The organism is Actinospica acidithermotolerans (genome assembly GCF_018139625.1).
Taxonomy (GTDB): domain Bacteria; phylum Actinomycetota; class Actinomycetes; order Streptomycetales; family Catenulisporaceae; genus Actinospica; species Actinospica acidithermotolerans.
Genome location: NZ_JAGSOH010000029.1, coordinates 1 through 25,787, shown reverse-complemented (window position 1 = coordinate 25,787; position 25,787 = coordinate 1). Strand labels below are relative to the sequence as shown.

Annotated in this window: 25 protein-coding genes; 12 read left to right on the top strand and 13 right to left on the bottom strand. The window is 71.4% G+C overall.

The features are described 5' to 3' along the window. Window positions 1–29: 29 nt before the first annotated feature. The gene (locus tag KDK95_RS12625; protein WP_212518304.1) at window positions 30–764 is read right to left on the bottom strand and encodes a Type 1 glutamine amidotransferase-like domain-containing protein; all 735 of its coding nucleotides are present in this window, start codon (window positions 762–764) and stop codon (window positions 30–32) included. 54 nt (window positions 765–818) lie between these two features. Here KDK95_RS12625 and KDK95_RS12620 point away from each other — a divergent pair, with 54 nt between their 5' ends. Continuing rightward, the gene (locus KDK95_RS12620; protein ID WP_212518303.1) at window positions 819–1,610 is read left to right on the top strand and encodes a HipA family kinase; all 792 of its coding nucleotides are present in this window, start codon (window positions 819–821) and stop codon (window positions 1,608–1,610) included. A 2-nt stretch (window positions 1,611–1,612) separates the two neighbouring features. Next, window positions 1,613–2,065, top strand: a complete 453-nt coding sequence (locus KDK95_RS12615; protein ID WP_249161067.1) for a DUF3037 domain-containing protein — start codon at window positions 1,613–1,615, stop codon at window positions 2,063–2,065. A gap of 145 nt (window positions 2,066–2,210) precedes the next feature. Here the strand turns inward: KDK95_RS12615 and KDK95_RS12610 are convergent, their stop codons facing one another. The 3 genes from KDK95_RS12610 to KDK95_RS12600 are packed head-to-tail and all read right to left on the bottom strand — an operon-like array spanning window position 2,211 to window position 5,037. Next, window positions 2,211–2,663, bottom strand: a complete 453-nt coding sequence (locus tag KDK95_RS12610) for a DUF4234 domain-containing protein (protein WP_212518302.1) — start codon at window positions 2,661–2,663, stop codon at window positions 2,211–2,213. Window positions 2,664–2,704: 41 nt separating this feature from the next. Beyond that, entirely contained in the window at window positions 2,705–4,009 is a 1,305-nt protein-coding gene (gene murA, locus KDK95_RS12605) for a UDP-N-acetylglucosamine 1-carboxyvinyltransferase (protein WP_212518301.1), read from the bottom strand. A 41-nt stretch (window positions 4,010–4,050) separates the two neighbouring features. Beyond that, window positions 4,051–5,037: a GNAT family N-acetyltransferase gene (locus tag KDK95_RS12600; RefSeq protein ID WP_212518300.1), complete on the bottom strand. Its 987-nt coding sequence runs from the start codon at window positions 5,035–5,037 to the stop codon at window positions 4,051–4,053. 194 nt (window positions 5,038–5,231) lie between these two features. Between KDK95_RS12600 and KDK95_RS12595 the strand changes: the two genes are divergently transcribed. After that, the gene (locus KDK95_RS12595; RefSeq protein ID WP_212518299.1) at window positions 5,232–6,590 is read left to right on the top strand and encodes a replication-associated recombination protein A; all 1,359 of its coding nucleotides are present in this window, start codon (window positions 5,232–5,234) and stop codon (window positions 6,588–6,590) included. Here KDK95_RS12595 and KDK95_RS36880 read toward each other — a convergent pair. Then, entirely contained in the window at window positions 6,527–7,177 is a 651-nt protein-coding gene (locus KDK95_RS36880) for a Pr6Pr family membrane protein (protein ID WP_212518298.1), read from the bottom strand. The two genes, KDK95_RS12595 and KDK95_RS36880, sit on opposite strands and share 64 nt — an antisense overlap. 193 nt (window positions 7,178–7,370) lie before the next feature. Further along, complete coding sequence (locus KDK95_RS12585) at window positions 7,371–8,633, bottom strand: MFS transporter (RefSeq protein ID WP_212518297.1); 1,263 nt, start codon at window positions 8,631–8,633, stop codon at window positions 7,371–7,373. A gap of 143 nt (window positions 8,634–8,776) precedes the next feature. On the opposite strand from KDK95_RS12585, the gene trxA reads away from it, so the two are divergent. Beyond that, window positions 8,777–9,160 (top strand): thioredoxin, encoded by a 384-nt coding sequence (gene trxA, locus KDK95_RS12580; RefSeq protein WP_212518296.1) that lies wholly within the window; start codon window positions 8,777–8,779, stop codon window positions 9,158–9,160. Between the two features lie 102 nt (window positions 9,161–9,262). Here the strand turns inward: trxA and KDK95_RS12575 are convergent, their stop codons facing one another. The 4 genes from KDK95_RS12575 to KDK95_RS12560 form a co-directional block, all read right to left on the bottom strand. Further along, window positions 9,263–10,063 (bottom strand): DUF6159 family protein, encoded by an 801-nt coding sequence (locus tag KDK95_RS12575; RefSeq protein ID WP_212518295.1) that lies wholly within the window; start codon window positions 10,061–10,063, stop codon window positions 9,263–9,265. Between the two features lie 211 nt (window positions 10,064–10,274). Next, complete coding sequence (locus KDK95_RS12570; RefSeq protein WP_372463318.1) at window positions 10,275–14,000, bottom strand: hydantoinase B/oxoprolinase family protein; 3,726 nt, start codon at window positions 13,998–14,000, stop codon at window positions 10,275–10,277. A gap of 92 nt (window positions 14,001–14,092) precedes the next feature. Continuing rightward, window positions 14,093–15,007: a universal stress protein gene (locus tag KDK95_RS12565; protein WP_212518293.1), complete on the bottom strand. Its 915-nt coding sequence runs from the start codon at window positions 15,005–15,007 to the stop codon at window positions 14,093–14,095. A 13-nt stretch (window positions 15,008–15,020) separates the two neighbouring features. Further along, window positions 15,021–15,842, bottom strand: a complete 822-nt coding sequence (locus tag KDK95_RS12560; RefSeq protein ID WP_212518292.1) for a CBS domain-containing protein — start codon at window positions 15,840–15,842, stop codon at window positions 15,021–15,023. Window positions 15,843–15,881: 39 nt separating this feature from the next. On the opposite strand from KDK95_RS12560, the gene KDK95_RS12555 reads away from it, so the two are divergent. Continuing rightward, the gene (locus KDK95_RS12555; RefSeq protein WP_212518291.1) at window positions 15,882–16,364 is read left to right on the top strand and encodes an adenosine-specific kinase; all 483 of its coding nucleotides are present in this window, start codon (window positions 15,882–15,884) and stop codon (window positions 16,362–16,364) included. 45 nt (window positions 16,365–16,409) lie between these two features. Here KDK95_RS12555 and KDK95_RS12550 read toward each other — a convergent pair whose 3' ends face one another. The 3 genes from KDK95_RS12550 to KDK95_RS37670 all read right to left on the bottom strand — a co-directional run bounded on the left by KDK95_RS12550 (window position 16,410) and on the right by KDK95_RS37670 (window position 18,510). Continuing rightward, complete coding sequence (locus KDK95_RS12550; RefSeq protein ID WP_212518290.1) at window positions 16,410–16,625, bottom strand: DUF5988 family protein; 216 nt, start codon at window positions 16,623–16,625, stop codon at window positions 16,410–16,412. Between the two features lie 69 nt (window positions 16,626–16,694). Then, window positions 16,695–17,135: a universal stress protein gene (locus KDK95_RS36875; protein ID WP_212518289.1), complete on the bottom strand. Its 441-nt coding sequence runs from the start codon at window positions 17,133–17,135 to the stop codon at window positions 16,695–16,697. Then, entirely contained in the window at window positions 17,128–18,510 is a 1,383-nt protein-coding gene (locus KDK95_RS37670; RefSeq protein ID WP_212518288.1) for a phosphoribosyltransferase family protein, read from the bottom strand. The genes KDK95_RS36875 and KDK95_RS37670 overlap by 8 nt, the downstream gene beginning before the upstream one ends. Window positions 18,511–18,692: 182 nt before the next feature. Between KDK95_RS37670 and acsA the strand changes: the two genes are divergently transcribed. The 7 genes from acsA to KDK95_RS12505 form a co-directional block, all read left to right on the top strand. After that, window positions 18,693–20,486, top strand: a complete 1,794-nt coding sequence (gene acsA, locus KDK95_RS12535) for an acetate--CoA ligase (protein WP_212518287.1) — start codon at window positions 18,693–18,695, stop codon at window positions 20,484–20,486. Then, entirely contained in the window at window positions 20,483–21,559 is a 1,077-nt protein-coding gene (pdhA, locus tag KDK95_RS12530; protein ID WP_212518286.1) for a pyruvate dehydrogenase (acetyl-transferring) E1 component subunit alpha, read from the top strand. Before acsA ends, pdhA begins: the two co-directional genes overlap by 4 nt. Then, window positions 21,556–22,557: an alpha-ketoacid dehydrogenase subunit beta gene (locus KDK95_RS12525; protein ID WP_212518285.1), complete on the top strand. Its 1,002-nt coding sequence runs from the start codon at window positions 21,556–21,558 to the stop codon at window positions 22,555–22,557. Before pdhA ends, KDK95_RS12525 begins: the two co-directional genes overlap by 4 nt. A gap of 4 nt (window positions 22,558–22,561) precedes the next feature. Next, on the top strand, window positions 22,562–24,001 hold the full coding sequence (locus tag KDK95_RS12520) for a dihydrolipoamide acetyltransferase family protein (protein ID WP_212518284.1): 1,440 nt from the start codon (window positions 22,562–22,564) through the stop codon (window positions 23,999–24,001). Next, the gene (locus KDK95_RS12515; protein ID WP_212518283.1) at window positions 23,998–24,246 is read left to right on the top strand and encodes an acyl carrier protein; all 249 of its coding nucleotides are present in this window, start codon (window positions 23,998–24,000) and stop codon (window positions 24,244–24,246) included. Before KDK95_RS12520 ends, KDK95_RS12515 begins: the two co-directional genes overlap by 4 nt. Before the next feature lie 7 nt (window positions 24,247–24,253). After that, the gene (locus KDK95_RS12510) at window positions 24,254–25,390 is read left to right on the top strand and encodes a baeRF2 domain-containing protein (protein ID WP_212518282.1); all 1,137 of its coding nucleotides are present in this window, start codon (window positions 24,254–24,256) and stop codon (window positions 25,388–25,390) included. Window positions 25,391–25,467: 77 nt separating this feature from the next. After that, the coding region (locus tag KDK95_RS12505; protein WP_212518281.1) for an NAD(P)H-dependent oxidoreductase subunit E at window positions 25,468–25,787 on the top strand (320 nt) is incomplete at its 3' end.

Here is a 25,787-nt window from a genome sequence, read left to right as displayed (position 1 = left end):
ACCATCCGGCGTCGGCATGCTCCCGCCGATCACGGCCTGAAGAGCTTCCACTGCCCTTCCGAGACGACGCGGGCGACCCCGTCGACCACCGAGACCGCGCTCTGATCGTCGATCGCGTATGTGGGGACGGGGATGCGAGCCGCCCACTTCTCCGCGTTAGGCAGCGAGGCGTCGGGGTGGTCGGGGTTCTCCAGATGCGGGATCACCGCGAAGTCGACGAGGCCCGCGCCCCGCCCCGCGACCAGGAGCCTTTCGACATCGCCCTGGGGCGTCGCGAAGACGACCTGCTCCGACTCCAGCGGGCCGTCGTTCCCGCGCGGCGGCTCGGGATATGTCTCCGCGAACGTGGTGGTGGCGGCGATGCTCCCGGCACTCACCCCGACGTAGACCGACTCGGGGCGCAGCGTCGGCAGTGCCTCCGCCAGCCCGGAGCGCCGCAGCCACTCGGCGAGGAAGATCGGATCGCCGCCCCACACCAGCAGCGCATCGGCCTCCTGGACCGACGGCAGCCACGCGGCCTGCTCGATGTGCGGCAGGGCCGTCAGCTCCAACAGGCCCAGCGACCTCCACCCCAGCTGGACCAGCGGTGACGCCGACGCGCCGGTGACCGCCCGCCAGGCCATGCCCGGCCCGCCGGGGAAGGGGTGGATCGCGGTCGGAATGAACAGGGCGCTGGACTCGGCGATCGGTTTGCCCAGCAGCTCCACCAGCTCATCGTGGATGCTGCGGTTCTTGATCCCGGCCGAGGTGAGAAGAGCCTTCATGACCCCGGTTCTACCGGAGGGGTCCGACAGGAATCTGCGGTTAGGCTTGTCCCCGTGCTCAGACATGTCACCGCGACCAGATACGTCACGCCGTTGAAGGAGGGCGGCTCGCTTCCCGCGATCGTGGAGGCGGACGACCTCGGGATGTACGTCGTGAAGTTCCGCGGCGCGGGGCAGGGCCGCAAGGCGCTGATCGCGGAGGTCGTGGCGGGGGAGCTGGGCCGCGCGCTCGGGCTCCCGGTGCCGGAGCTGGTGACGGTGCAGCTGGACGCGGCCATCGGCAAGGGCGAGCCGGACCAGGAGATTCAGGAGCTTCTCCTCAACAGCGTCGGGCTCAACCTCGGCATGGACTACCTGCCGGGCTCGCTCAACTTCGACCCGCTCGCGTTCGAGGTGGACGCCGGGTTCGCCGGACGCGTCGTCTGGTTCGACCTCCTGGTCGGCAACGTGGACCGCTCGTGGCGCAACCCGAACCTGATGCGCTGGCACGGCAGGCTCTACCTCATCGACCACGGCGCGTCGTTGATCTTCCAGCACTCCTGGCCGCAGGACGCGGCGGCGATCGAGCGCTCCGCGCGCCGGCCGTCCCGGATGGCGCCCGGGGAGCACGTGCTGGCCCGGTTCGAGCCGGATCTGCGGGCGGCGGACGCGGCGTTGGCGCCCCTGGTGACCCCGGACGCGGTCGCCGCCGCGGCGGCGCTGGTTCCGGACGAGTGGCTGGCGGACGAGCCGGGCTTCGACTCGCCGGACGCCGTGCGCAAGGCCTTCGTGGACTGGTTCGCGGTCCGGCTCCGCGAGCCGCGCTCCGAGTGGCTTGCGCCGGTGGACGCGAAGGCGGCCCGGTGACGATGATGACTGCCGCTCAGCACGCTGCCGCCACCTCCGCGGACTCCGCGCACACCGCGGACACCGCAGCCGCGAAGGACGCCGCCTCGAACGCGGTGGAGTACGCGTACCTGCGCGCGGTTCCGCGGGTGGAGCTCGGCGAGGCGGTGAACGTCGGCGTGCTCGTGTACTGCCAGGCCCGCGACTTCCTGGCCTGCGCGACGTGGCTCGACCCCGACCGCGTGCGCGCCCTCGATCCGGACGCCGACATCGACGGCCTGGCCGCCGCGCTCGGCGCGATCGCGAAGATCTGCCGCGGCGGGGCGCCCGCCGGTCCGGCCGGGGAGATCTCGCTCGGGCAGCGCTTCCGCTGGCTGACGGCCCCCCGCTCGGCCGTGCTGCAGCCGGGGCCGGTGCACCTCGGGCTCTGCCGCGAGCCCGAGGAGACCCTGCGCCGGCTGGCGCACGGCGGCTGACGCGCCGGCTACGCGCCGACGCGCCGGCCACCGCCGGTGCACCTCGGGCTCTGCCGCGAGCCCGAGGAGACCCTGCGCCGGCTGGCGCACGGCGGCTGACGCGCCGGCTACGCGCCGACGCGCCGGCCACCCGCTGACGGGCCGGCTACGCGGCGAGCTGGACCGGCGAACCGGCCGGGGCGTCGCCGTAGTGCTCGACGACCTTGTTCAGCTCGCCCTGGTAGTACAGCGTGCCCAGGCCGAACACGAACATCAGCAGCAGCCCCACGACCGGGCTGCAGGTCTGCGCCAGGCCGGCCGCGCGCTGCGCGTTCGCGATCCGCTTGCCGGTGTTGTAGTACGACACGAGCGGCGGGACGTAGCACAGGATCCAGCCGAACATCACGGTCAGCAGCGAGCCGACCGGGTTGATCTTCTCCTCGCGCGGGTCGAACTCCTTCATCTCGGCCTGGATCGTGTAGTACCAGACGAGGTGGTAAATGCCCAGCGTGATCAGCGGAAGCCCGATCCACACGGCGACCACGTTGCGCTTCTTCATCTGCTTGCCGACCGGCGCCGGCCCGAACTGGGCCGCGGCTGCGTCCTGGAACACGGACACGTCTCTCTCCCCCAAGGTGGTTTATCTCTACAGTCTGGCGATCAGGACCCGATGACGGTGATCGCCATGCCGAGCGACTGTAGCCGATTCAGCGGCTCGTCGTAGCCGCGTTCGAGGGATTCGACGTCCAGCAGCACCGAGGGGCCGTCGGCGATGGACGCGGCGATGACCGAGGAGTAGCCGGTGCGCACGTCCGGGACGTGCACCTCCGCGCCCACCAGCTTCGAGGGGCCGTGCACGACCGCCGAGTGCAGGTGGTTGGTGTCGTGGAAGCGGCAGGCGTTGCCGCCCAGGCACATCGGGAACAGCTCGATCTCGCAGCCCAGCTGCTGCAGCGCCTTGACGTACACGAACCGGTTCTCGAACACCGTCTCGTGCAGCACGGACAGGCCCCGCGCCTGGCTCATCAGCACGAGCAGCGGCTGCTGCCAGTCGGTGGCGAACCCGGGGTGGGTGTCGGTGTGCACGGCCGCCGAGCGCAGGCCGTTCGGCGCCGAGGCGGTGATGTACTGGTCGCTGATCTCGAAGTGCGTGCCCATCTTCCGCAGCGTCTCGATCGCGGTCACGAGGCGCTCCTGCGCGCAGCCGTGGACGCGCACCTGCCCGCCGGTCAGCAGGCCCGCGACGAGGTAGCTGAAGGCCTCGAGCCGGTCGCCCGCCAGCGTCGTCGCGGCGCCGTGCAGCTTCTCGACGCCCTCGATCAGGATCCTGCGGTCCGGCTGGAGCTGGATGCCGGCTCCCATCCGCTGCAGGAACAGCGCGAGCTCCATGATCTCCGGCTCCACGGCCGCGTTCTGGATCACGGTCCGGCCCTCGGCGAGCACCGCGCTCAGCATGACCGACTCGGTCGCGCCGACGCTCGGATACGGCAGCTGCACCTTCGTGCCCTGCAGCCGCCGCGCGGTCGCGTGGATGCCCGTCTCGTCGACGACGATGTTCGCGCCCATCTTGGTCAGCGCGTCGATGTGGAAGTCCAGCGGGCGCGGGCCGATCGCGTCCCCGCCGACCAGCGGCACGAACGCCTCGCCGGTGAGGTTGAGCAGCGGGCCGAGCAGCAGCACCGGGATCCGGTTGCGCCCGGTGAACGTGGTGGGCACCGCGGCGGAGAGTTCGGCGCCGCGCTCGATGACCAGCGTGTCACCCTCGCGCTCCACGCTCGCGCCGACCGATCGCAGCATCGATCCGGTGATCTCCACGTCGCCGACCCGCGGCGCGTTCGCGATCCTGCTCGGACCCTCGCCGAGCAGCGCGGCGACCATGTGCTTGGTGACGGCGTTCTTCGACCCGCGGACCGTGACGTCCCCGCGCAGCGGACCGGTCGGCTCGATCTTCCAGGCTCTCGTCATGGATCTTATTGTGTCCCACATCACTCGCCCGGGCCCAGGGCTCAGGGGCACCCCGCCTCGCGACGGCGCCCGAACTGGACCGATTGCGACTGATGCGTCGTCCGATAGCCCAGCCGCAGGTAGATCCGGCGCGCCGGCTCGTTCGGATGGTAGTGCGCGAGCGTGCACACGGTGTCACCGGACGTGAACGCGTGCCGCGTCAGAGCCGCCGTCACCGCCGCGCCGAGCCCCTGGCCGCGGGCGGCCTCGGCCGTCGCGATCGAGGCCAGATACGCCGTACCCCGTCGGCGCCGGGTGAACGCGCCGACCGCCAGCAGCTCGCCGGACACGGCGTCGCGCGCTCCGAGCCAGCGCTCCACCTCGGGATGGTCCGCGCGCACCGAATGGTGCGGATTGACCCGGTCCAGGAACTCCTGGAGCGCCGCGAGATCCTCGATGGGCCGCACCCGCTCCTCACCCGGCTGCACCGGCGGCGGCGCGTCGCAGCGCATCGCGTCCCACTGGCTGGGCTCGAGCAGGCCGTCCGCGGCGACCGCCCCGACCTCGGCTCCCGTCCCCGCTGCGGCTTCGGCCGCTGCCTCGTCGCCGTCGCCGTCGCCGTCGCCGTCGCCGTTTCCGGTTCCGTCCCCGCTTCCGGTTCCGGCTCCGCTTCCGTTTCCGGTTCCGTCCCCGCCTCCGGTTCCGGCCCCGGCGCCGGTTCCGTCCCCGCCTCCGCTTCCGAAGCGCAGCCACGGCGCGACGTCCAGCCCGCGCGGCACGGTCATCCCGCAGCACCGCCCGCCCAGCTCGCCGAGCGCCGCCTCGATCAGCGCCGCGGAGGTCTCCGGCGGCCCGACGACGTTGAGCCAGCACGGATCGCCGCCGTAGCCGTCGACCGAGGCGAACGCGTACCCGTCCGAGGCGGTCCACGCGCCGTGCAGCACGCCGGGGTCGGTCTCGATCAGCAGCATCGTGTCCTCGAGCATCGCCCCGGGCAGTTCGGCGTACGAGCCGTACCGGGTGACCGCCGCCTGCGGCATCACGTCCATGGCGACGATTCTCGCATCCGGCACCGACAAGCTTGATCCGGTACGGCGCTCGCGCGAGCCATGCGCGTACTCCTTGATCCGGTACGGCGCTCGCGCGGGCCCTGCACGTACTCCTTGATCCGGTACGGCGCTCGCGCGGGCCCGCGCCTACTCCTTGATCCGGATTTGTCGGCGCCGCGTATTAGGCTCGTGCCATGCCGGCCGACAGCCTCTTCGACTACGCGAGCCGCGAGCAGGGCGAATCCCGCGCCCCGCTCGCCGCGCGCATGCGCCCGCGCACCCTCGACGAAGTCGTCGGCCAGGCCAAGCTGCTGCGTCCCGGCTCCCCGCTGCGCCGGCTCGTCGAGGCCTCCGCGCAGTCCCGCGCCGTGCCCGCCTCGGTGATCCTCTGGGGCCCGCCCGGCACCGGCAAGACCACGCTGGCGCACGTCGTGGCGCAGAGCACCGACCGGCACTTCCTGGAGCTCTCGGCGATCACCGCCGGCGTCAAGGAGGTGCGCGCTGCCCTGGACGAGGCGCGCACCCAGCTCGCCGGCTACGGCCGGGAGACGGTGCTGTTCCTCGACGAGATCCACCGCTTCTCCAAGGCCCAGCAGGACTCCCTGCTGCCCGCGGTGGAAAACCGCACGGTCACCCTCATCGCGGCCACGACCGAGAACCCCTACTTCTCGGTCATCTCCCCGCTGATGTCCCGGTCCCTGCTGCTCACCCTGGAGCAGCTCGACGAGGCCGACATCAGCTCCCTGATCGACCGGGCGCTGGCCGACGAGCGCGGCCTGGCCGGCACCGTCACCCTCGCCGAGGAGGCGCGCGGCCACCTGCTGCGGATGGCCGGGGGAGACGCGCGCCGGGCGCTGACCGCGCTGGAGGCCGGGGCGGGAGCGGCGAAGGACAGCGGTTCGGACGAGATCACCGTCGCCATCCTGGAGCAGGCCGTCGACCGGGCCGCCGTGCGCTACGACAAGGACGGCGACCAGCACTACGACGTGGCCTCGGCGCTGATCAAGTCGATCCGCGGTTCGGATGTGGACGCCGCGCTGCACTACCTGGCGCGGATGATCGAGGCGGGCGAGGACCCGCGCTTCATCGCCCGCCGGCTGGTCATCTCGGCCAGCGAGGACATCGGCCTGGCCGACCCGTCCGCGCTGCCCACGGCTGTCGCCGCGATGCAGGCGGTGTCCTTCATCGGCTGGCCCGAGGCGCAGCTCTCGCTGTCCCAGGCCGTGATCGCGCTCGCGCTGGCCCCCAAGTCAAACGCTGCCACGCTCGCCATCGGTGCGGCGCTCGCCGATGTCCGTGCGGGCAAGGCCGGCCCGGTCCCGCCACATCTGCGCGACGCGCACTACAAGGGCGCCAAGAAGCTGGGCCACGGCCAGGAGTACGTCTATCCGCACGACCTGCCGAACGCCGTCGCCGCCCAGCAGTACGCGCCGGACTCGATCCACGGAACCCGCTACTACCGCCCGACGCGCCACGGCGTCGAGGAGCGCTACGCGGACCGCGTCGAGAGGCTGCGGTCGCTGCTCGGGCTGCCGGACGAGGAGCCGAGCTGATTGCCCGCCCACACGATCAGCAGCATGAAGACCACGAAGACGCCGGTGACGATGAACGACCAGGTCGTCACGTGCGTGTATCCGCCGGGCTGGGTCGGGTCCAGGAAGTCGTAGGGCCACCAGCGCACTATCGGCCCGCGGATGAGCGAGACCGCGAGGTAGAGGATCGGGAAGGCGAGCCAGCGGCTGGCCTTGCCGAAACCGAGGCGCCTGGCGGGCGGTGAGACGAGCCAGTCGATCACCAGCACGGTGGGCATCACCCCGTGCACGATGTCGTTCTCCCACACGATCGTCTGCGCGTTGATCGTGTTGGCGAGCAGCGTCCAGTACACCAGCCCAGTGATCACCAGGTAGAGCACCGCCGCCCCGCGCATCAGGTCCGGCACGCCAGGACGTCCGCGCAGCACCGCGATCCCGCCGTACAGGAACACGCCCGCGGCGAACATGTTGGACAGGTCGGTGAAGTAGAACCAGAAGTTCACCGCGTCGCCGGTGTGGATGTCCCGGTCGTATCCGACCGTGAGCGCGACGAGGCCGAGCAGCCCGAACACCACCCGGAGTACGCCCACGGTTCTCTGCTTAGTCACGCGAGCAAAGGTAAGGGCCGGTAGCCCCGCGGCGCCAGCGGCACGTGTCGCGCCGACGTCGAATTCGCGCCGGACACGCGTGCGGGCCGATGTCGAATCCCATTCCGGCGATTCCGTCGAATCCGTCGATTCCGTCGATTCCGTCGAATCCGTCGAGCCGGACCGGCGGCCCATCCCCAAGCCCGCCGCGCGGTCAAGACCCGGTCTCGTAGGCGGCGCGGGCGGGGGAGTAGTCCTCGAACACGCGCGCCGCCGCGACCTGCTGGCGTCGCAGGAACTGGGCCGTGATCCCGACCAGTGCGAGCACGCACACCATCGCGCCCATCACGGCCATGCCCCAGCCGGTGCCGCCGCTGTCGATGACGATGCCGACCAGCGGGGAGCCGATCGCGCCGCCGACGGTCAGCGCCGCGCTGTGCATGCCCATCGCCTGACCGCGGCGCTCGGCCGGCACCGCGCGGCTCACGCCGTCCACCGTCGAGGCGATCGTCGGAGCGCAGGCGAGCCCGGCGGGGATCACCACGAGGCACAGCAGCCACCACGAACCGGCCAGGCCGATCGGGATGCTCAGCGCTCCCAGTGCGAGCAGCAGCACCGTCATCGGCAGCGGCCGCGGCATCGCGCCATGCACGAATCCGCCGACCATCGACGCCGCGCACCAGGTGATCACGACGATGCCGGCCCACTCGATCTGCCCGTGCCCGCGCAGCACGGCGACGATCGCGACGTCCGTGGACGCCAGCATCATGCAGGCGGCCGCGCAGACGGCGAGGATCATCAGGAAGCCCGGAGCGAGCCAAGCCGCCTTGGCCTTCGGCCGCGCGGCGGCGTGCTCCGCACCTTCCGCGCCCGCCTTGCCGACGGAAGAAGCGCCGTCGTGCAGCCGCGGGTTGTACGCGTACAGGACCGCCGCACTCAGCCCGAGCCCGACGCCGAGCACCCGCAGCGTCGACGTCGCCTCGCCGAGCTGCGTGATCGCCAGTACCGCGAGCGCCGGGCCGACCATGAAGGACAGCTCGACGGCCATCGAGTCCAGCGAGTACGCCTGCCGCCGCACCTGCTCCGGCACGCGCGCGGCCAGCGACTGCCGCACCAGCGTCGTCACCGGCACCTGCAGCGCGCCGCACGGAACAGCGAGGGCGAGCACCGCGGAATACGGCAGTATCGGCACCAGGTTCCAGAACAGCAGCGAGACCAGCCCGGTCAGCAGCAGCACCGGCCGCGGCCCGCCCCGGTCTATTGCCCGCCCGAGCAGCGGCGAACCGAGCGCGAGCCCGACGGTGAACGCGGCGGTGGCCGCGCCCGCCTCGGCGTAGCTGCGGTGCCGGTCGAGCACGACGCTCAGCGTGAGCGCCGTCGTCCACGCCGTCCCCGGGATCCGGGCGATCAGCGAGACCAGCATGAAGGTGCGCATTCCGGGCAGCGCGAGAACGGACTTGTAACGGGCGAGATGCATGTGGGTCTCCTACTTCCTGACCCATCCTGGCAGACGCCGCCGACAAAGACGAAATAAATAACGACCTATGCCCGCTATACCCGGCAGGGTATCGCCCCCCAGGCAGCCGGCCACGGGGCACGGCACGGATGGAAGGAACGGGCATGGCAGGCAACGGTGCGCACACGGTGGAACTGACGAAGGAGAACTTCGACGAGAAGGTCGGCAACGACGGACTGATCCTGCTGGACTTCTGGGCGTCCTGGTGCGGCCCCTGCCGCCAGTTCGGCCCGGTGTACGAGCGCGCCGCCGAGGGCAACCCGGACCTGATGTTCGGCAAGGTCGACACCGAGGCCCAGCCCGAGCTCGCCGCCGCCTTCGAGATCCGCTCGATCCCGACCCTGATGATCGTCCGCGACGGCGTCGTCGTCTACTCGCAGCCCGGCGCCCTGCCCGAGGCCGCCCTCGACGACCTCATCGGCCAGGCCCGCGCCCTGGACATGGACGAGGTCCGCCGCGAGATCGCCGCGGCCAAGGCCGCGAACTGAGCGACCGACGCAAGCAGTGAGGGGGACCGGCCGTACGTGGCAGGTCCCCCTAACCGCCGATCGCCCTTGCGCCGGCGAGCGCCGCACAGCTCGGTTCACGGCTTACCGGAACGCCTTGCCGAGACCCAGCGCGCTGAAGTGCTCCGGCGCGACGCCGGTGGTCGCGAAGCGGTAGACCGCGACCCGGTAGACGCCGTTGAGGCAGGACACGATGAGGGAGCACAGGCCGAGCCAGAGTGCGCAGATCGCGATCGACAGGACGATGTCGGGGCCGTCGGCCGTCGTGAGGCCCGCGACGAACACGAGCAGCGCCGGGAGGAACATTAGCAGCGCGTACACGCCGAGCCGCATGGTTCCGATGGCCTGCTCACGCCACGTGCTCTTGAAGACCGCCATGGACCTGCGGACTCCTTCGACGGCGCCGACTCCCTCGAAGATCATCATCGGCAGGGCGAGCATGCTGACGCACGTCCAGGAGATGCTGAGTACGAGGCTTGAGAGCGGCACTCGCTTGTCGATGGTCCGCACGACGAGCGAGACCGTGCACGACACGATTGCCCACGCGAAGATCGTCGGGAGCCGCCGCAGCGCGCCGCGCAGTGCCGTCTTCAGCCTCACCTCGTCGCCGTTCATCGCGTCGGCCACGGCCAGGAACAGGGCCGCGCTGAAGAACAGGCTGATGGTCGTAGCGATCAGCGAGAAGAGGCCGAGCAGAACGTCCGTCGCCGGTGTCAGGTGCGTCGCGTCGGCGGACGAGCCGTGACCGGTCATGATGTAGGGCACCGCGAACGACGCGCCGACGACGGCCTCCGCCGTGATCGACAGTGCCGGGAGCACGAGCAGACGCCTGTGCTCCCGCAAGACCCGGAACGACGCTTTCAGCATCACGGACGTCGTGCTCACGACGGTTCCCCTCACCAGTGACAAGACACTGACTCCCTCAGTGTCCGCCGCATGCTATCGCGTCAATGCCGCGCCCCGCGTCACCTCCAGGGTGGCGTCCGCCGCCCACGGAGAGCAGCGTGCGGTCGACGGGGTGGTTCGTGCGGTGTTCCGGGGCCGTCCGTGCGGTGTTCCGGGGCCGGGGCAGGCGCGCGAACCTCTCGGCGCGGCTTCAGCCTCCGGCGGCGGGCGGTCCGTAGCCGCCTCCGCCGGGGGTCTCGATCACGAGAAGGTCGTCCGCCTCCACGCGCACCGTGTCGCAGCCGCGCAGCTCGGTCACCCGGCCGTCGGCGTGTTCGACGCGGCCTCGGCCGAGGTCTCCGGGCTGGCCGCCGGCCATGCCGTACGGCGGCACGCGCCGGTGGCCGCTGATGAGGCTGACGGTCATCGGCTGCAGGAAGCGGAGTCGCCGCCGGCCGCCGTCGCCGCCGTGCCGGCGTCCCGCGCCGCCGCTGCCCCGGCGGATCTCGTAGGACTCCACGCGAACCGGGTAGCGCCACTCGAGCACTTCGGGATCGGTCAGCCGGGAGTTGGTCATGTGGGTCTGCACGGTGTCGGTGCCGTCGAATCCGTCTCCGGCGCCCGAGCCGCTCGCCAGAGTCTCATAGTACTGATACCGATCGTCGCCGAAGGTGAGGTTGTTCATCGTCCCGGCTCCCTCCGCCATCACCCCGAGTGCCGCGTAGAGCGCTCCGGTGACCGCCTGGGAGGTCTCGACATTGCCCGCGACGACGGCCGCGGGGTACGCGGGCGCGAGCATGCTGCCGGGCGGGATCGTGACGCGGATCGGCTTGAGGCACCCGGCGTTCAGCGGGATCTCGTCGTCCACCAGCGTGCGGAAGACGTAGAGCACCGCGGCCATGACGACCGACGAGGGCGCATTGAAGTTGCCGCGCAGTTGCGCCGAGGTGCCGGTGAAGTCGATCTCCGCTTCGCGTGCCGCGCGATCCACCCGGACGGCAACCCTGATCACGGCGCCGTTGTCCATCTCGTACGCGTATTCGCCGTCGTGCAGGGCGGAGATGACGCGGCGCACCGACTCCTCCGCGTTGTCCTGCACGTGGCCCATGTACGCGTGGACGACGTCGAGGCCGAAGGTCTCGACCATGCGGCCCAGTTCACGCACGCCCTTCTCATTGGCCGCGACCTCGGCGCGCAGGTCCGCGACGTTCGTGACCGGATTGCGCGACGGGTACTCCGCAGAGGCCAGCAGTTGAAGCGTCTCGTCTTCACGCAGCACGCCATTCTCGATGAGCAGCCAATTGTCGATCAACACACCCTCCTGCTCGACGCGGGTGCTGAAGGCAGGCATCGATCCCGGCGTCATGCCGCCGATCTCGGCGTGGTGGCCGCGCGAGGCGACGAAGAAGAGGAGTTCAGAGCCCTGTTCGTCGAAGACGGGGGTGACGACGGTGACGTCGGGCAGGTGCGTGCCCCCGTGGTACGGGTCGTTGAGCACGTACACGTCGCCTGGCTTGATGCGACCCGCGTTCCGGCGGACGACCATCTTGATGCTCTCGCCCATCGATCCGAGGTGGACCGGGATGTGCGGCGCGTTGGCGATCAGGTTGCCCTCGGCATCGAAGACGGCGCAGGAGAAGTCGAGACGCTCCTTGATGTTGACCGAGTGCGCGGTCCCGCGCAGGCGCGCCCCCATCTGTTCGGCAACTGACATGAATAGGTTGTTGAAGATCTCCAGCATGACCGGATCGGCCCGGGTGCCCACGGCCGCCGCCCGCGGGGGCGCGCTCGACCGGGACAGCAGCAGATCGCCGAGATCGGTCACCTCGGCACGCCAGCCCGGCTCGACGACCGTTGTGGCAAACCGCTCCGCGATGACGGCCGGGCCGGGCACCGCGTCTCCGGGCCGCAGGTCGGCGCGATGGAACAGGTCCACCTCGCGCCACGCGTCGTCCGCGAACATCCGGACCCGCCCCGCCGGGACGGGCGTGCCGCGTGCGGCCGCGCCCGAGTGCGCGGGCCGGGCGCCCGCCCCCGACGGCAGCCCGGATCCCTCGACGAGTTCGACCGATTCCGCCTCCGCCCCGGACGGCAGCCCGGGTCCCTCGACGAGTTCGACCGATACCGCCTCCGCCCCCGACAGCAGCCCGGGTCCCCCGATGAGTTCGACCGATACCGCCTCCGCCACGATCGGCTTGTCGGGCATCAGGAAGGAGAACCTCCGGCGATACGTCGCCTCGAACGCGCTGAGCATCTCGGCCGCCGGGCCCATGACGACGGGCAGCGCCGTGTCGGTCCCCGCATAGCGCAGCTGCACACGGCGCTCGCTGCGGATCCGGTCGTCGGGGATTCCGGCCGCGCGCAGTTCCGCGAGGCCGTCGGCCTCGAGTTCGCGGGCCACCTCCTCAAGCCTCGGTTCCACGCTGGGCGAGAGCGCCTCCTCCACCGCCCGTTCACGCATCGCGATGACGTCGGCCAGGCCCATGCCGTAGGCGGACAGGACGCCGGCGAGCGGATGGGCCAGCACCCGGGTGATGCCGAGCTCGTCTGCGACGGCGCACGCATGCTGCCCGCCGGCACCGCCGAATGTCGCGAGAGCGTAGCGCGTGACGTCGTAACCGCGCTGGATCGAGATCCGTTTGATCGCACTCGCCATGTTGGCCACCGCGATCCGCAGGAATCCTGCCGCCACCTGCTCCGCACCGCGCCGATCGCCGGTGGCCGCGGTGATCCGACGCGCCAGCGCGGCGAAGCCGGCACCGACGACCGCCGTGTCGAGCGGCTGGTCGCCCGAGGGGCCGAAGACCCGCGGAAAGCACTCGGGCTGGATGCGGCCGAGCAGGAGGTTGGCGTCGGTGACCGTGAGCGGACCGCCCATGCGATAGGCGGCCGGGCCTGGATGCGCCCCCGCCGAGTCGGGCCCGACCCGATACCGGGCCCCGTCGAAGTGCAGGATCGAGCCGCCTCCGGCTGCCACGGTGTGGATGCTCAGCATGGGCGCGCGCATCCGCACCCCGGCCACCTCCGTCTCGTACTGCCGCTCGAACTCGCCGGCGTAGTGCGACACGTCCGTCGAGGTGCCGCCCATGTCGAAGCCGATCACGCGCTCGAAGCCGGCCGCCGCGCTGGTGCGGGCCATTCCGACGATCCCGCCGGCCGGCCCGGAGAGCACCGAGTCCTTGCCGCGGAACCTCAGGGCGTCCGCGAGCCCGCCGTTGGACTGCATGAACAGCAGCCTGACACCGCCGAGCTCCCGTGCCACGCTGTCCACGTAGCGTGCCAGGATCGGCGAAAGATACGCGTCGACGACGGTCGTGTCCCCGCGGGAGACCAGCTTCATCAGGGGGATCGTCCGATGGGACTCGGAGACCTGGGTGAACCCGATCGCCCGCGCGATCTGCCCGATCCGCGATTCGTGCTCGGGATAGCGGTATCCGTGTACGCACACCACGGCCACCGAGCGGAAACCCTCCGCGTAGCCGCTCCTGAGCCCGTCCGCGACCGCGTCCTCGTTGAGCGGCACGACGATCTCACCGTGCGCTCCGAGCCGTTCGTCGGCCTCGATCACGCGAGCGTACAGAAGTTCCGGCAGGACGATCTCGCGCGCGAAGATGCGCGGCCGGTTCTGGTAGCCGATCCTCAGAGCATCGGCGAAACCGCGCGTGATGACGAGGATCGTCGGCTCGCCCCGGCGCTCCAGCAGCGCGTTGGTCGCGACCGTGGTCCCCAGTCTCACCGAGCCGATCAGCTCCGCCGGAACCGGCTGCCCGGAGCGGACGCCGAGCAGTTCGCGGATTCCCGCGATCACCGCGTCCTCGTACCGCGCCGGATCCTCGGACAGCAGCTTGTGCGCCACGAGGCTTCCGTCCGGGCGCCTGGCGACCATGTCTGTGAACGTCCCGCCCCGATCGACCCAGAACTCCCACCGCCCGGCCATCCGCTCCACTCCGATCGTCGCGGCGAACCCCTCCTTCGATCGGACCATGCCGGACCGGCCCTTGCCATGGACGTTGGTCCTTTTCCGACGGCTCAGCCGAGTGACGCGAAGGCGCGCCGGGATTCCGTCTCCGCGCGTCTCGATCGCTCCGGCACCACGGCGACCGGGCAGGTGCCGAGGTCATAGACGGCGCGCATGTCCACGCCTGATCCGGCGCCCGCGCCCAGCACGGCCAACTGCGCCGCGCGGGTCATGGTGCGCAGCGCGGGCCAGGGCCGATCGCCGAGCGAGTAGAACTCGCCGGGTACGCCGAGGAACCGGGCCTGCATGCCGGCGATCTCCGAGCGCAACCGCGGTCCCAGCGAGTACGGCCCGTGTGCGGCGGGTCGGGGTTCGTCCAAGAACTCGTCGTAGGCACAGGGCAGGCGCACCACGTCCATCGCCACGCCCAGGTCCGTCGCGGCGGCGAAGGCGAAGGACGCGGCCGCCGGGAAGAAGCGCGGCCCCGTGAGCAGCAGCACTCGCCGGCCGCTCGGCTGGGCCGCCTCGTTGAGCGGCACGAACACTGTCGGCGCGGGGAGCCGGGCCGCCGCGTGCACGTGGAGTTCCGTCTGCTCGGCGAGTTCGAGGTATCCGCTCGGCCACGTCACGAGGATGTCCTCGGGATCGACGAGTCCGGGCCCAGGGCAACGGCGTCCGTACAGCACGGCCTGCTCGGTCACGGCGAGGTCCGGGTATTGGGCCCGCAAGCGCGACAAGCAGGCGTCGACACGCTCCATATCCGACGCGTCCGACGCGAGGTCGCCGCCCTCGGCCGCGTGTCCTGGGGAACTGTGCCCTGGGGAACTGCCCTGACCGACCGGGGCATCGAAGCGCGGTACGTAGAGCACGTGCAGTGGGAGGGCCCTGGCCATCGCGTGCCGGGCGGCCCAGTCGGTGGCGTGCGCCGCCTCGTCGGACCCGTTCGTCCAGGCCACTACTCGCCGGTGGGAATTCAGCTCCGACATGGCACCTCTCCCGTCAGCTCGAGATTCGGGACCGGGCACGGACGCGGCGGCCGGACGTCCGAGGGGACAGCCGATGTGCGACATCGACGTCGGCGCCGACGGTCAGTTCGAGTTGGCCGACGCCCGGGATACCGCGGAGCATCTGCTCGATGAGCGGGATCTCGCCGCAGTCCCCGACATGCACGCAAAGACGCACCACGCCCTCCTCGACGCTGAGCGCGCTTACCTCGCCCCCGGCGTCGATGACGCGGTCGATCACCCGGCGCCGCAGTTCGGCCTCCTCGATGGCTGTCGGCGAAACGGTACGCCGGAGATCGCTTGCCCTGATCATGCCGATCACGCGCCCGGCGCCGTCGAGAACCGGCAGGTGCCCCACGCCGTTGCGCCGCATCTCGCGCTGCGCATCATCGACGCGATCCTCGGCCCGGACGGCGAAGACCGGCACCGACATCACGTCCGCCGCCGTGGCGAACCCGCTCGCCGTGCCGCCGCGCGCCAGGTCGGCCTCGGTGACGATGCCTATGACCCGGCCCGCGCCGTCGACCACCGGCACGGCGCCGACACGGTGCTCGGCCAACGTCCTCGCCAGGCGGCCGATCGTGGCATCGGGGGCGGCTGAGCCGACCGTCGCGCTCATCACCTCACGGACGAATTTGTCGGTATTCATGCTTCCATCACCTGTCACGGTGGTTGCCCCGCCCAGGGCCGAACGGCCCGGTGGGCGATGCCGATCGTCCCTTTCGCAGTGCCGGCAGCGCGCACCGAGACCACCGCGACGGGACCGCGGACCCGCTTGTCCACGGCGTGCGCAGGCGCTCACCTGGATGGTGTACACGCCGTCGTCGGCGGGCGAGCAGGCGACGGAGAATCTCGTATGGACCTGAGCACCGTCCGCATCGACACACCCGACGACGTGAACGTGATCATCGGGCAGAGCCATTTCATCAAGACCGTCGAAGACCTGCACGAATGCCTCGCGGGGACCAGCCCGCACCTCAGATTCGGCGTGGCCTTCTGCGAGGCGTCCGGCGCACGTCTCGTCCGGCGCTCCGGTAACGACCCGGACCTGGTGGCGATGGCCGTCTCCCACGCGGTCGCGCTCTCCGCGGGCCATGTGTTCGTCATCTGCCTGCGCGAGGGCTATCCGGTCAACGTGCTGAACGCGATCAAGCAGGTGCCCGAGGTTTGCGGGATCTTCTGCGCCACGGCCAATCCCGTCGAGGCGCTCATCGCCGAGACCGGACTCGGCCGCGGGATCGTGGGGGTCGTCGACGGCGCCGCGCCGCTCGGCGTGGAGACGGACGGCGACGAAGCGGATCGCAAAACCCTGCTTCGTCAGATCGGCTACAAGCTGTAGCTGTGCGCTGTGCGCCCGCCTCCCGTCAGCTGCGCCCGCCTCCCGTCAGCTCACCGCTTCCGTCCGTTCGAACCACTCGTAGACCGGCAGCCGCCCGTCGGCGGAATCGGTCTCCCGCGCGGTGGCCCGGAAGTGCTCGTATCCGTTGCGCAGGGGGATCTTCACGTCGTGGCCGGGGCGGCTGATCGCGACGATGCGCTCGGGCAGGTCGTTCGGGCCGCCTTCGAGGTACGCGTGGTCCGGGTTCGTCGTGTTCGTCATACCGTGCTTTTGCCCGGCTTACCCCGATTCGCACCTCGGGGGGCGGGTGAACCGTACCCGGACGGACCCTCAATCCTGCTGAGGGGGCACGATCACGACGGGGCAGACGGCGTGCTGCGCACAGTGCTGGCTGACCGAGCCCAGGAGCATGCCGTCGAAAGCCCCGTGGCCCCTGCTGCCGACCACCAGCAGGTCCGCGCCGCGGCTGGCCTCGACCAGGACGGCCGTGGCTGGCCCCTGCTCGACCCGCACGACGATCGGCACGTCCGGCAGGTCGCCGAGCACTTGCGTGATCGTCATGGCCAGGTCCTGATGCGCCTGCGCGGCGAGATCCACGTCGGAGTAGTCCGGCGTCCAGCCGTAGGTGACCGGAAAGTCCCAGGCGCGGATCGCGTGCAGTTCCGCCTTGGTCAACCGGGCCTGGCGGGCCGCCCATCGCAGCGCCTCCCTGCTGGAGGCGGCGCCGTCGACGCCGACCACGATGAACGGCGCGATCTCGTCTTCAACCACGTGACGCCCTCCTCGGGCTCGGCGTTCCGCTCGCGGCCGGGCCGCCGCCCGCCGCGCCGCGGAGGTTCGCGGCGAACCAGTCGGTTGCCAGCTCGGTGACCTGCTCGAGCGCGCCGTGCTCCTCGAACAGGTGAGTGGCCCCGGGCACGATCTCCATGCGGTTCGCGCAGCGCAGCATCGCCTGAGCCCGCCGGTTGAGGTCGATGACCGCCTCATCGCGGCCGCCGACGATCAAGAGGGTGGGTGCCGTGACCGACGGCAGGCACGAGGCGGCGAGATCGGGGCGTCCGCCACGGGACACGACCGCGCGCACCGGGCAGTCGGGGTCGGCCGCCGCGCACAGCGCCGCCGCCGCTCCGGTGCTGGCTCCGAAGTACCCGATCGGCAGCTCGCCCAGCCATTCACCCACCCAGGCGGTGGCCGCCCGCAGCCGCTCGGCGAGCAACTCGATGTCGAAGACGCCGGCCCGGCCGCGTTCCTCCTGCTCGGTGAGCAGATCGAGCAGCAGCGTGGCGAACCCGGCACCGTTGAGGGCCGCCGCGACATAGCGGTTGCGCGGACTGTGCCTGCTGCTTCCGCTGCCGTGCGCGAAGATCACGATCCCGCCGCCCTCGCGCGGGGTGACCAGGTGCGCGGCCAGCTTTCCGTCGTGCACGGGGAGCACGATCTCGGGATCGGCGGCCTGGGCCGCGGGAGGCCGCGGAGCCCGTGCCGCCTCGCTGCCGGCGGCCGACCCGGGCCGCCCGGCCCGCCGCAGGCAGGCGCGCACCTCCGCGTCCGAGGTCGCGGCGAAGTCATCGTAGAACTGGCCGATGGCGTAGAACTCGCGCGGCGTCTCAAGGCAGACGAGCTCGTCCGCCGCGTCCCCGAGCCGACGGGTCCACTCGCGCGGCGCGACCGGCACGGCGAGGACCACGCGGGCCGCTCCGCGCTCCCGGGCGATGAGGCAGGCGGCGCGGGCGGTCGCTCCGGTGGCGATGCCGTCGTCCACGACGAGCGCGCACCTGCCCTCCAGCGGGATCGCCGGGCGCCCGTCCCGGTATCGGCGCAGCCGCCGCTGCAACTCCTCTCGCTCGCGGTCCTCGACCTCGGCGATGTCCTCGTCGTCCAGGCGCAGCGTGCGCACGACGGAGTGATTGATCACGCGTACCGCGTCCTCGCCGATGGCCCCGAAGGCGAGTTCAGGCTGGAACGGTACGCCCAGCTTGCGCACCACCAGCACGTCCAGCGGCGCATGCAGTGCCTCCGCGATCTCGGCGGCGACCGGTACACCGCCGCGAGGCAGGCCGAGCACCACCACGTCCTCGGAGCGCAGTCGCGAGGCCAGGTACCCCGCCAAACGCCGTCCGGCGTCGATGCGGTCGATGAAGGGCACGCTCCGACCTCCTTCGGCTGGTACGGCGAGAGCCGCTTTCCCCGCACCTCCAGAGTCGATCAGCCCGAATGGGAGGATAAGGGACTTTCGGCCCTTTCTCCTCGCACTCGGCGTCCGATTCTGGAAGAAGCCGCTCCGCGTCGTCCGGGAGGCGGCGGGGAGCGCGAGGAGGTGCCCGGCCGATGTGCCCTGAGGTGATCCACAAGGACGCTGATGCCGCCAGGGCGGCGAACCTGCGCGACTACGAGCAGGCCTGCCGGAGCTTCTCCTGGCAGCGGGCGCGCGCTGAACTGGCGGGTATGCCAGGCGGCGGGTTGAACATCGCGTTCGAGGCCGTCGACCGGCACGTGGAGCAAGGGCGCGGGGAGAAGGTCGCGCTGCGATGCGTCGGGCGCGACGACTCGGTGCTGAATATCACCTACGGACAGCTGGCTGCGCAGAGCGCGCAATTCGCGAACGTCCTCAAAGCCCTCGGGGTCGGGCGGTCGGACCGGGTGTTCACGCTGCTCGGACGGTGCCCGCAGCTGTACGCGGTGGCGCTGGGCACGCTGAAGAACGGCAGCGTGCTCTGCCCGCTGTTCGCTGCGTTCGGGCCGGAACCGGTGCGCCAGCGCATGCAGTTGGGCGACGCGAAGGTCCTCGTGACAAACGAGGCGCTGTACATGCGCAGGGTCGAGGCGAACCGGGGGCGGCTGCCTGGCCTCGAGCACGTGGTGCTGGTCGGACCCGTGGCCGGCGAGCATCCGGGCACGATGCGGTACGACGAGGCGATGGCCGCCGCGGACGACCGGTTCGCGACCGTGCCCACGGACCCGCAAGACATGGCGCTGCTGCATTTCACCAGCGGCACGACCGGCACCCCGAAGGGCGCTGTCCACGTGCACGAAGCCGTGGTCGCCCACTACGCCACCGCCGGCTTCGCGCTCGACCTGCACCCCGACGACGTGTACTGGTGCACCGCCGATCCCGGCTGGGTGACCGGCACTTCGTACGGGATCATCGCGCCGCTCGCCCGCGGCGCGACCATGGTGGTGGACGAGGGCGAGTTCGACGCGCGCCGCTGGTACCGGATCCTGGCCGAGCAGCGCGTCTCCGTCTGGTACACCGCGCCGACCGCTATCAGGATGCTGATGAGGGCGACGCCGCAGGCCGGACCGGACGAGCTGCCGGGCCGGTTCGACCTGTCGGCACTGCGCTTCATCGCCAGTGTCGGCGAACCGCTCAACCCGCGGGCGGTGCTGTGGGGGCGCGACGTGCTCGGGCTGCCGGTGCACGACAACTGGTGGCAGACCGAGACCGGCGCCATCATGATCGCGAACTTCGCGGCGTGCGAGATCCGGCCCGGCTCGATGGGCCGGGTGCTGCCCGGCGTCGAGGCCGCGGTGCTCGCGCGCGGCGAGGACGGGCGCGTACTCCTCGACGCCCAGGGACGCGTCACGGTCCTGGACGCGGGGGCGGAGGGCGAGTTGGCGCTGCGTCCGGGCTGGCCGTCGATGTTCCGCGGCTACCTGCACGACGACGCCAGGTACGCGGCCTGCTTCGCCGACGGCTGGTATCTGACCGGTGATCTCGTCTCCCGGGACCGCGACGGCTGGTTCTGGTTCGTCGGCCGCGGCGACGACGTGATCAAGTCCGCGGGGCACCTCATCGGGCCGTTCGAGGTGGAGAGCGCGCTGATGGAGCATCCGGCGGTGGCCGAGGCCGGGGTGATCGGCCGCCCCGATCCGGTTGCGGGCGAGGTGGTCAAGGCACTCGTGTCGCTCAAGATCGGATTCGCCGCGGGGCCGGACCTGGAGGCGGAACTGCTGGCGTTCGCCCGGCGCAGGCTCGGGCCCGCCGTCGCGCCGCGCGAGATCGCGTTCGACCAGAACCTGCCCAAGACGCGCAGCGGGAAGATCATGCGCCGCGTGCTGCGCGCCCGCGAGCGCGGGCTGCCGGAAGGCGACGTCTCGACGATGGAGGACCTTCGGTCATGAAAGCGGATCGCACCCCCACCGCACGCGGCACGTCCAGATCCAGGCAGGCGCGCACCGCGCATCGAAGGCCGTCTGTCGCCACGAAGCAGAAGGCTGCGGCGGCAGATGCCGAGACCGGGCACCGACGCGAACTGCTGCGGCAGATGCTGCTGATCCGCCGGTTCGAGGATCGCTGCGTCGAGCTGTACAGCGCCGCGAAGATCCGCGGGTTCGTCCACCTGTACATCGGGGAGGAGGCCGTCGCCGTCGGAGTCAATCAGGCGTTGACCGACCAGGACGCGGTGGTCGCCACCTACCGGGAACACGGCCACGCGCTCGCCCGCGGCGTGTCCGCCGGCTCGATCATGGCCGAGATGTACGGCAGATCGACCGGATGCAGCGGGGGACGCGGCGGCTCGATGCACCTGTTCGACGCCTCCCGGCGCTTCTACGGAGGCAACGCGATCGTCGGCGGCGGCATACCGCTCGCCTGCGGCCTCGCGCTGGCCGACCGAATGCGCGGCGATGGCCGGGTGACCTGTTGCTTCTTCGGCGACGGAGCGTTCGCCGAGGGCGAATTCCACGAGGTGGCGAACCTCGCCGTGCTCTGGCGGCTGCCGCTGCTGCTGGTCTGCGAGAACAACCGCTACGCGATGGGCACCGCGTTGTCCCGGGAGCACGCGCAGACCGATCTCGCGCTCAGGGCGGCCTCCTACGGCATGCCCGCCTGGCCGGTGGACGGCATGGACGTGCTGGCCGTCGAGGCCGCGGCACGCCGCGCGGCGGAAGCCGTCCGGGCGGGCGGCGGCCCGTACTTCCTGGAGGCGCTCACCTACCGCTACCGCGCGCACTCCATGTACGACCCCGACCGGTACCGCGACAAGGACGAGATCGAACGCTGGAAGTCCCGCGACCCCGTCGACGCCCTCGCGGCCGTGCTGCGCGCCGGCGGCGAACCCGAAGGGGGCGTCGACGAGATCGCTAAGGCGGTGGACGCGGAGATCGATGACGCCGTGCAGTCCGCCGAGCAGGCACCGTACGAGCCCGTCGAGAACCTGCTGCGGTACGTGACCAGCGCGACGGAGCCCTCATGACCGCCGGATCGGCGGCCACGAAGCCGCAGCAGACCACCTACCGCGAAGCGATGCGGGAGGCGATGCGCGAGGCCCTGCGCGCCGATGAGCGCGTGTTCCTCATGGGCGAGGACGTCGGGCGCTACGGCGGCTGCTTCGGCGTCAGCCTCGGCCTGCTCGAGGAGTTCGGCCCCGAACGCATCCGCGACACCCCGCTGTCCGAGTCCGCATTCGTCGGCGCGGGCATCGGCGCGGCCGTGGCCGGTATGCGGCCGATCGTCGAGATCATGACCGTCAACTTCAGCCTGCTCGCCCTCGACCAGATCCTCAACAACGCCGCGACGCTGCTGCACATGTCCGGCGGTCAACTCGCCGTGCCGCTGGTGATCCGGATGACCACCGGCGCCGGCCGTCAGGTCGCGGCGCAGCACTCGCACAGCCTCGAAGGCTGGTACGCGCACATCCCGGGAATCCGCGTACTGGCGCCCGCCACGGTGGCCGACGCCCGCACCGTGCTCGCCGCGGCCCTCGCCGACCCCGACCCGGTGCTGATCTTCGAGCACGGCAGCCTCTACAACCTCTCCGGCGACCCGGATCCCGGGGCGGACCCGGTCGATCTGGGCCGTGCCGCGATCCGGAGGCCCGGCACCGACGCCACGATCGTCACGTTCGGCGGCTGCCTTCCCAAGGCCCTCGAAGCCGCCGAGGAGCTCGCCCGGCTCGACGTGAGCGCCGAGGTGATCGACCTGCGCTCGCTGCGGCCGCTCGACGACGCCGCCATCATGTCCTCAGTGGCGCGCACCCACCACGCGGTCGTCGTGGACGAGGCCTGGCGCACCGGCAGCCTGGCCGCCGAGATCTCGGCGCGGATCACCGAGCAGGTCTTCTACGAGCTCGACGCGCCGGTGGAGCGAGTGTGCAGCGCCGAGGTGCCGATTCCCTACGCCCGCCAACTCGAGGAAGCCGCGCTGCCGCAGACCGCAGATATCGTCGCCGCCGTGCAGAAGGCAGTGAGTTGATGCCATGGCCGAGTTCACCATGCCCTCGTTGGGCGCCGACATGGACGAAGGCACTCTGATCGAATGGCTCGTGCACCCAGGCGACCACGTCAAGCGCGGGGACATCGTCGCGGTGGTCGAAACGGCGAAATCCACCATCGAGATCGAGTGCTTCGACACCGGCACGATCGACCGGCTGCTCGTCGAGCCGGCGACGACCGTCCCGGTCGGCACTCCGCTGGCCGTCATCGAGAGCGAGACGGGCGCGCAGGCCCCGGCGAAGCGTCGGGAGACCGTGCCGCGCCGGACAGCGCCCGTGGCCGCGCCGGCACCCGCGCCGGCACCCGTGTCGTCCGCACGTGAGCAGGCGGAGGTCTCCCCGATCCTGCGGCGCCTCGCCCACGACCTCCACGTCGATCTCGCGGGGGTCAAGGGCACCGGGCCGGGCGGAAGGCTCACGCACGCCGATGTCGAACAGGCTTCGCGCGCCCGGCGGGCCCGTCCGCGCACATCGCCCCTCGCGCGCCGACTGGCGCAGGAGCTGCACATCGACCTCAGCCGCGTCCGAGGTACCGGGAAGAACGGCGTGATCAGGGCGCAAGACGTGCGCGCGGCCGCCGCCCCCGCCGCTGCCGCACCGTCTGCCGCTCCCGCTGCTCCCGCTGCTCCCGCCGCTCCCGCCGCTGCCGCACCGTCTGCCGGTCCCGCTGCTCCCGCTGCTTCCGCGCCGTCCGCGGTGGTGCCCGAAGCGGCCGCTCCCACGGCGCGGCAGCCGCAACCGCGCAACGCGCAGTCGGACCGCGCGGCGGCGATGCGCAGATCCATCGCCGAACTGATGAGCCGGTCCAAGCGCGAGATCCCCCATTACTACTTGGCGGCCGAGACGGACATGAACGCCGCGCTGACCTGGATGCGGGAGCGCAACCGTCGCCTTGACGTGGCCGACCGGCTCGTTCCCGCCGCACTCGTGCTCAAGGCGGCCGCCCGGGCCCTCACCGAGGTGCCCGAACTCAACGGCTATTGGCTCGACGACCGTTTCGTCCCCGGCGCGGGCGTGCACCTGGGCGTGGCGATCTCGCTGCGCAGCGGAGGGCTGATCGCCCCCGCTCTGCACGACGCCGATCGGCTCCCGTTGCCCGAAGTCATGGCCGCCCTCAGGGACCTGACGAACCGGGCGCGCGCCGGGCGACTGCGCGCGAGCGAGACCGCGGACCCGACGATGACCGTGACCAATCTGGGGGAGCAGGGCGTGGAACGCGTATACGGCGTCATCTATCCGCCCCAGGTCGCCCTGCTGGGCCTCGGGAGGATCACCGAGCGGCCCGTCGCCGTCGACGGCCTGCTCGGGGTGCACCCGACCGTGACCGCGACACTCTCGGCCGACCACCGCGCCAGCGACGGCGCCGTCGGCGCACGCTTCCTGACCGCACTCGACCGACTGCTCCAGAAACCGGAGGAGCTATGACCCGCGACGAAGCCCTCGACCTCGTCCGCGACGCGATCCGACGGATCGTCCCCGACGCCGACTTCACCGCCCTCGGGCTCGACGACCCGTACCGCGACGCCCTCGAACTCGACTCCCTCGACTTCCTCACCCTCGTCGAGACGGTGACCAAGCGCACCGGCGTACGCATCGACGAGGACGACTACCCGAAGCTGACCACCCTCTCGGCCTTTGCCGACTTCCTCACTCAGAACGCGGCGAGGTGAGCGCAGAATGACCGTTGGCAATGAGATCGGCACTGACGCCCTGCGTTCCCTCTACGCCTCGCACGGGCCGTTCGCGACCGTCTACTTCGCCCTGGAGGCGCATCCCGAACGTGAACTGACCGCCGGAGCGCGCTGGCGGGACCTCTGCCACCGTCTCGCGGCACACGGCGCGAAGCGGGAGGACCTCGCCGCGTTGAGCCTTGAGTACGACGTTCACCGGTTCGAGGCCGGCCGGCTCGTGGCGATCGCCGCCGACGGCGCCGTCATCCTCTCCGTGATCCTCCCCGAGAACGCCGACGAGATCGAGGACCAGGCCACGTGGGGATCGCTTCCGCACCTGCTGCCACTGCTCGCCTGGCGGCAGCAGCACCCCGCGCACGTCGTCGCCGTGGTCGACCGCGCGGGCGCCGACCTGCAGCTCTACGCCGACGGGGCCACCGCGGCGCAGCAGGTGCGGGTGGCGGGGCCGGACGACGAGATCGAGCGCAACCGCCCCGGCGGCATGTCGCAGATGCGCTTTCAGCACCGTGCCGAGGATTCGTGGGAGCACAATGCCGCCGCCGTGGCGCAGGCCGTGGCCGAAGCCCTGGAGAAGGTGGACGCTCACACGCTGATGCTCGCCGGCGACGTGCGGGCACGGCAGTATCTGCTCAAGCACCTGCCGACCTGGGTGCGCGAGCGTGTGGCCGTCCACCCCGTCAGCGGGAGCCGCAGCGCCGACGGAGCGCAGGCTTATCGGGCGCGCCAGGTGGAGGATGCCGCGCGCCGGGCGGGGCGAGAGGAAACCGAAGCCGTGATGAGTGAATTCGCCGAGCGGCGATCGCCGAACGGAACCGCGATCGAAGGCGGCTACGCGACGCTGAGCGCGCTCGCCCAAGGCCGGCTGCGCACCCTGCTGATCTCGGACGGCTCGGAGGCGCACCACACCGCCTGGTTCGGCACGGGCCCGACAGACGTCGCGGGGCGCCGCGGCGACCTGCCCGCGGACGCGAGCCCGCATGTGCGCGGCGAGCTCGTGGACGTCGCGGTGCGCGCGGCGGTGTTGAGCGGAGCCGCGATCCGTGTCATCGACCCCGAACCCGCCGGGGGACCATCCCAGGGTATCGGCGGCCTGTGCCGCTACGCCCGCACGAGCGCCAAGTGACCAGTTCGCCGTGAGGTCGGACGGATAGTGACCTTCGGCCCATCTCCGGCTCGGCTGCCGGATCGAGGATGGAGGGCATGAGCGCAGACCGGGGTTCGGACGCGTTCCGCGCGCTGGCGAGGCGGCGCGGTCCGGTCGTTGGCGCGTTGACGGACGAACTGGCCCTGGAGCGGGCGCGGACGCCGGATCCGCCGGAGCGGTGGGCGCCCGCGGTGGCCGGGCGGCTCGGACTGCCGCGCGCCGCGGCTCTCGGGCCCGCCTCGTTCTACGCGGATCTCGCCACCGCGCGCGGTCGGCGGCATGTCCGGGTGTGCTCGGGGACGGGGTGCTTCGCGGCGACCGGCGGCCGCCACGTCGGCGACGTGGAACGGGAACTCGGGGTCGCCGCGGGCGACGC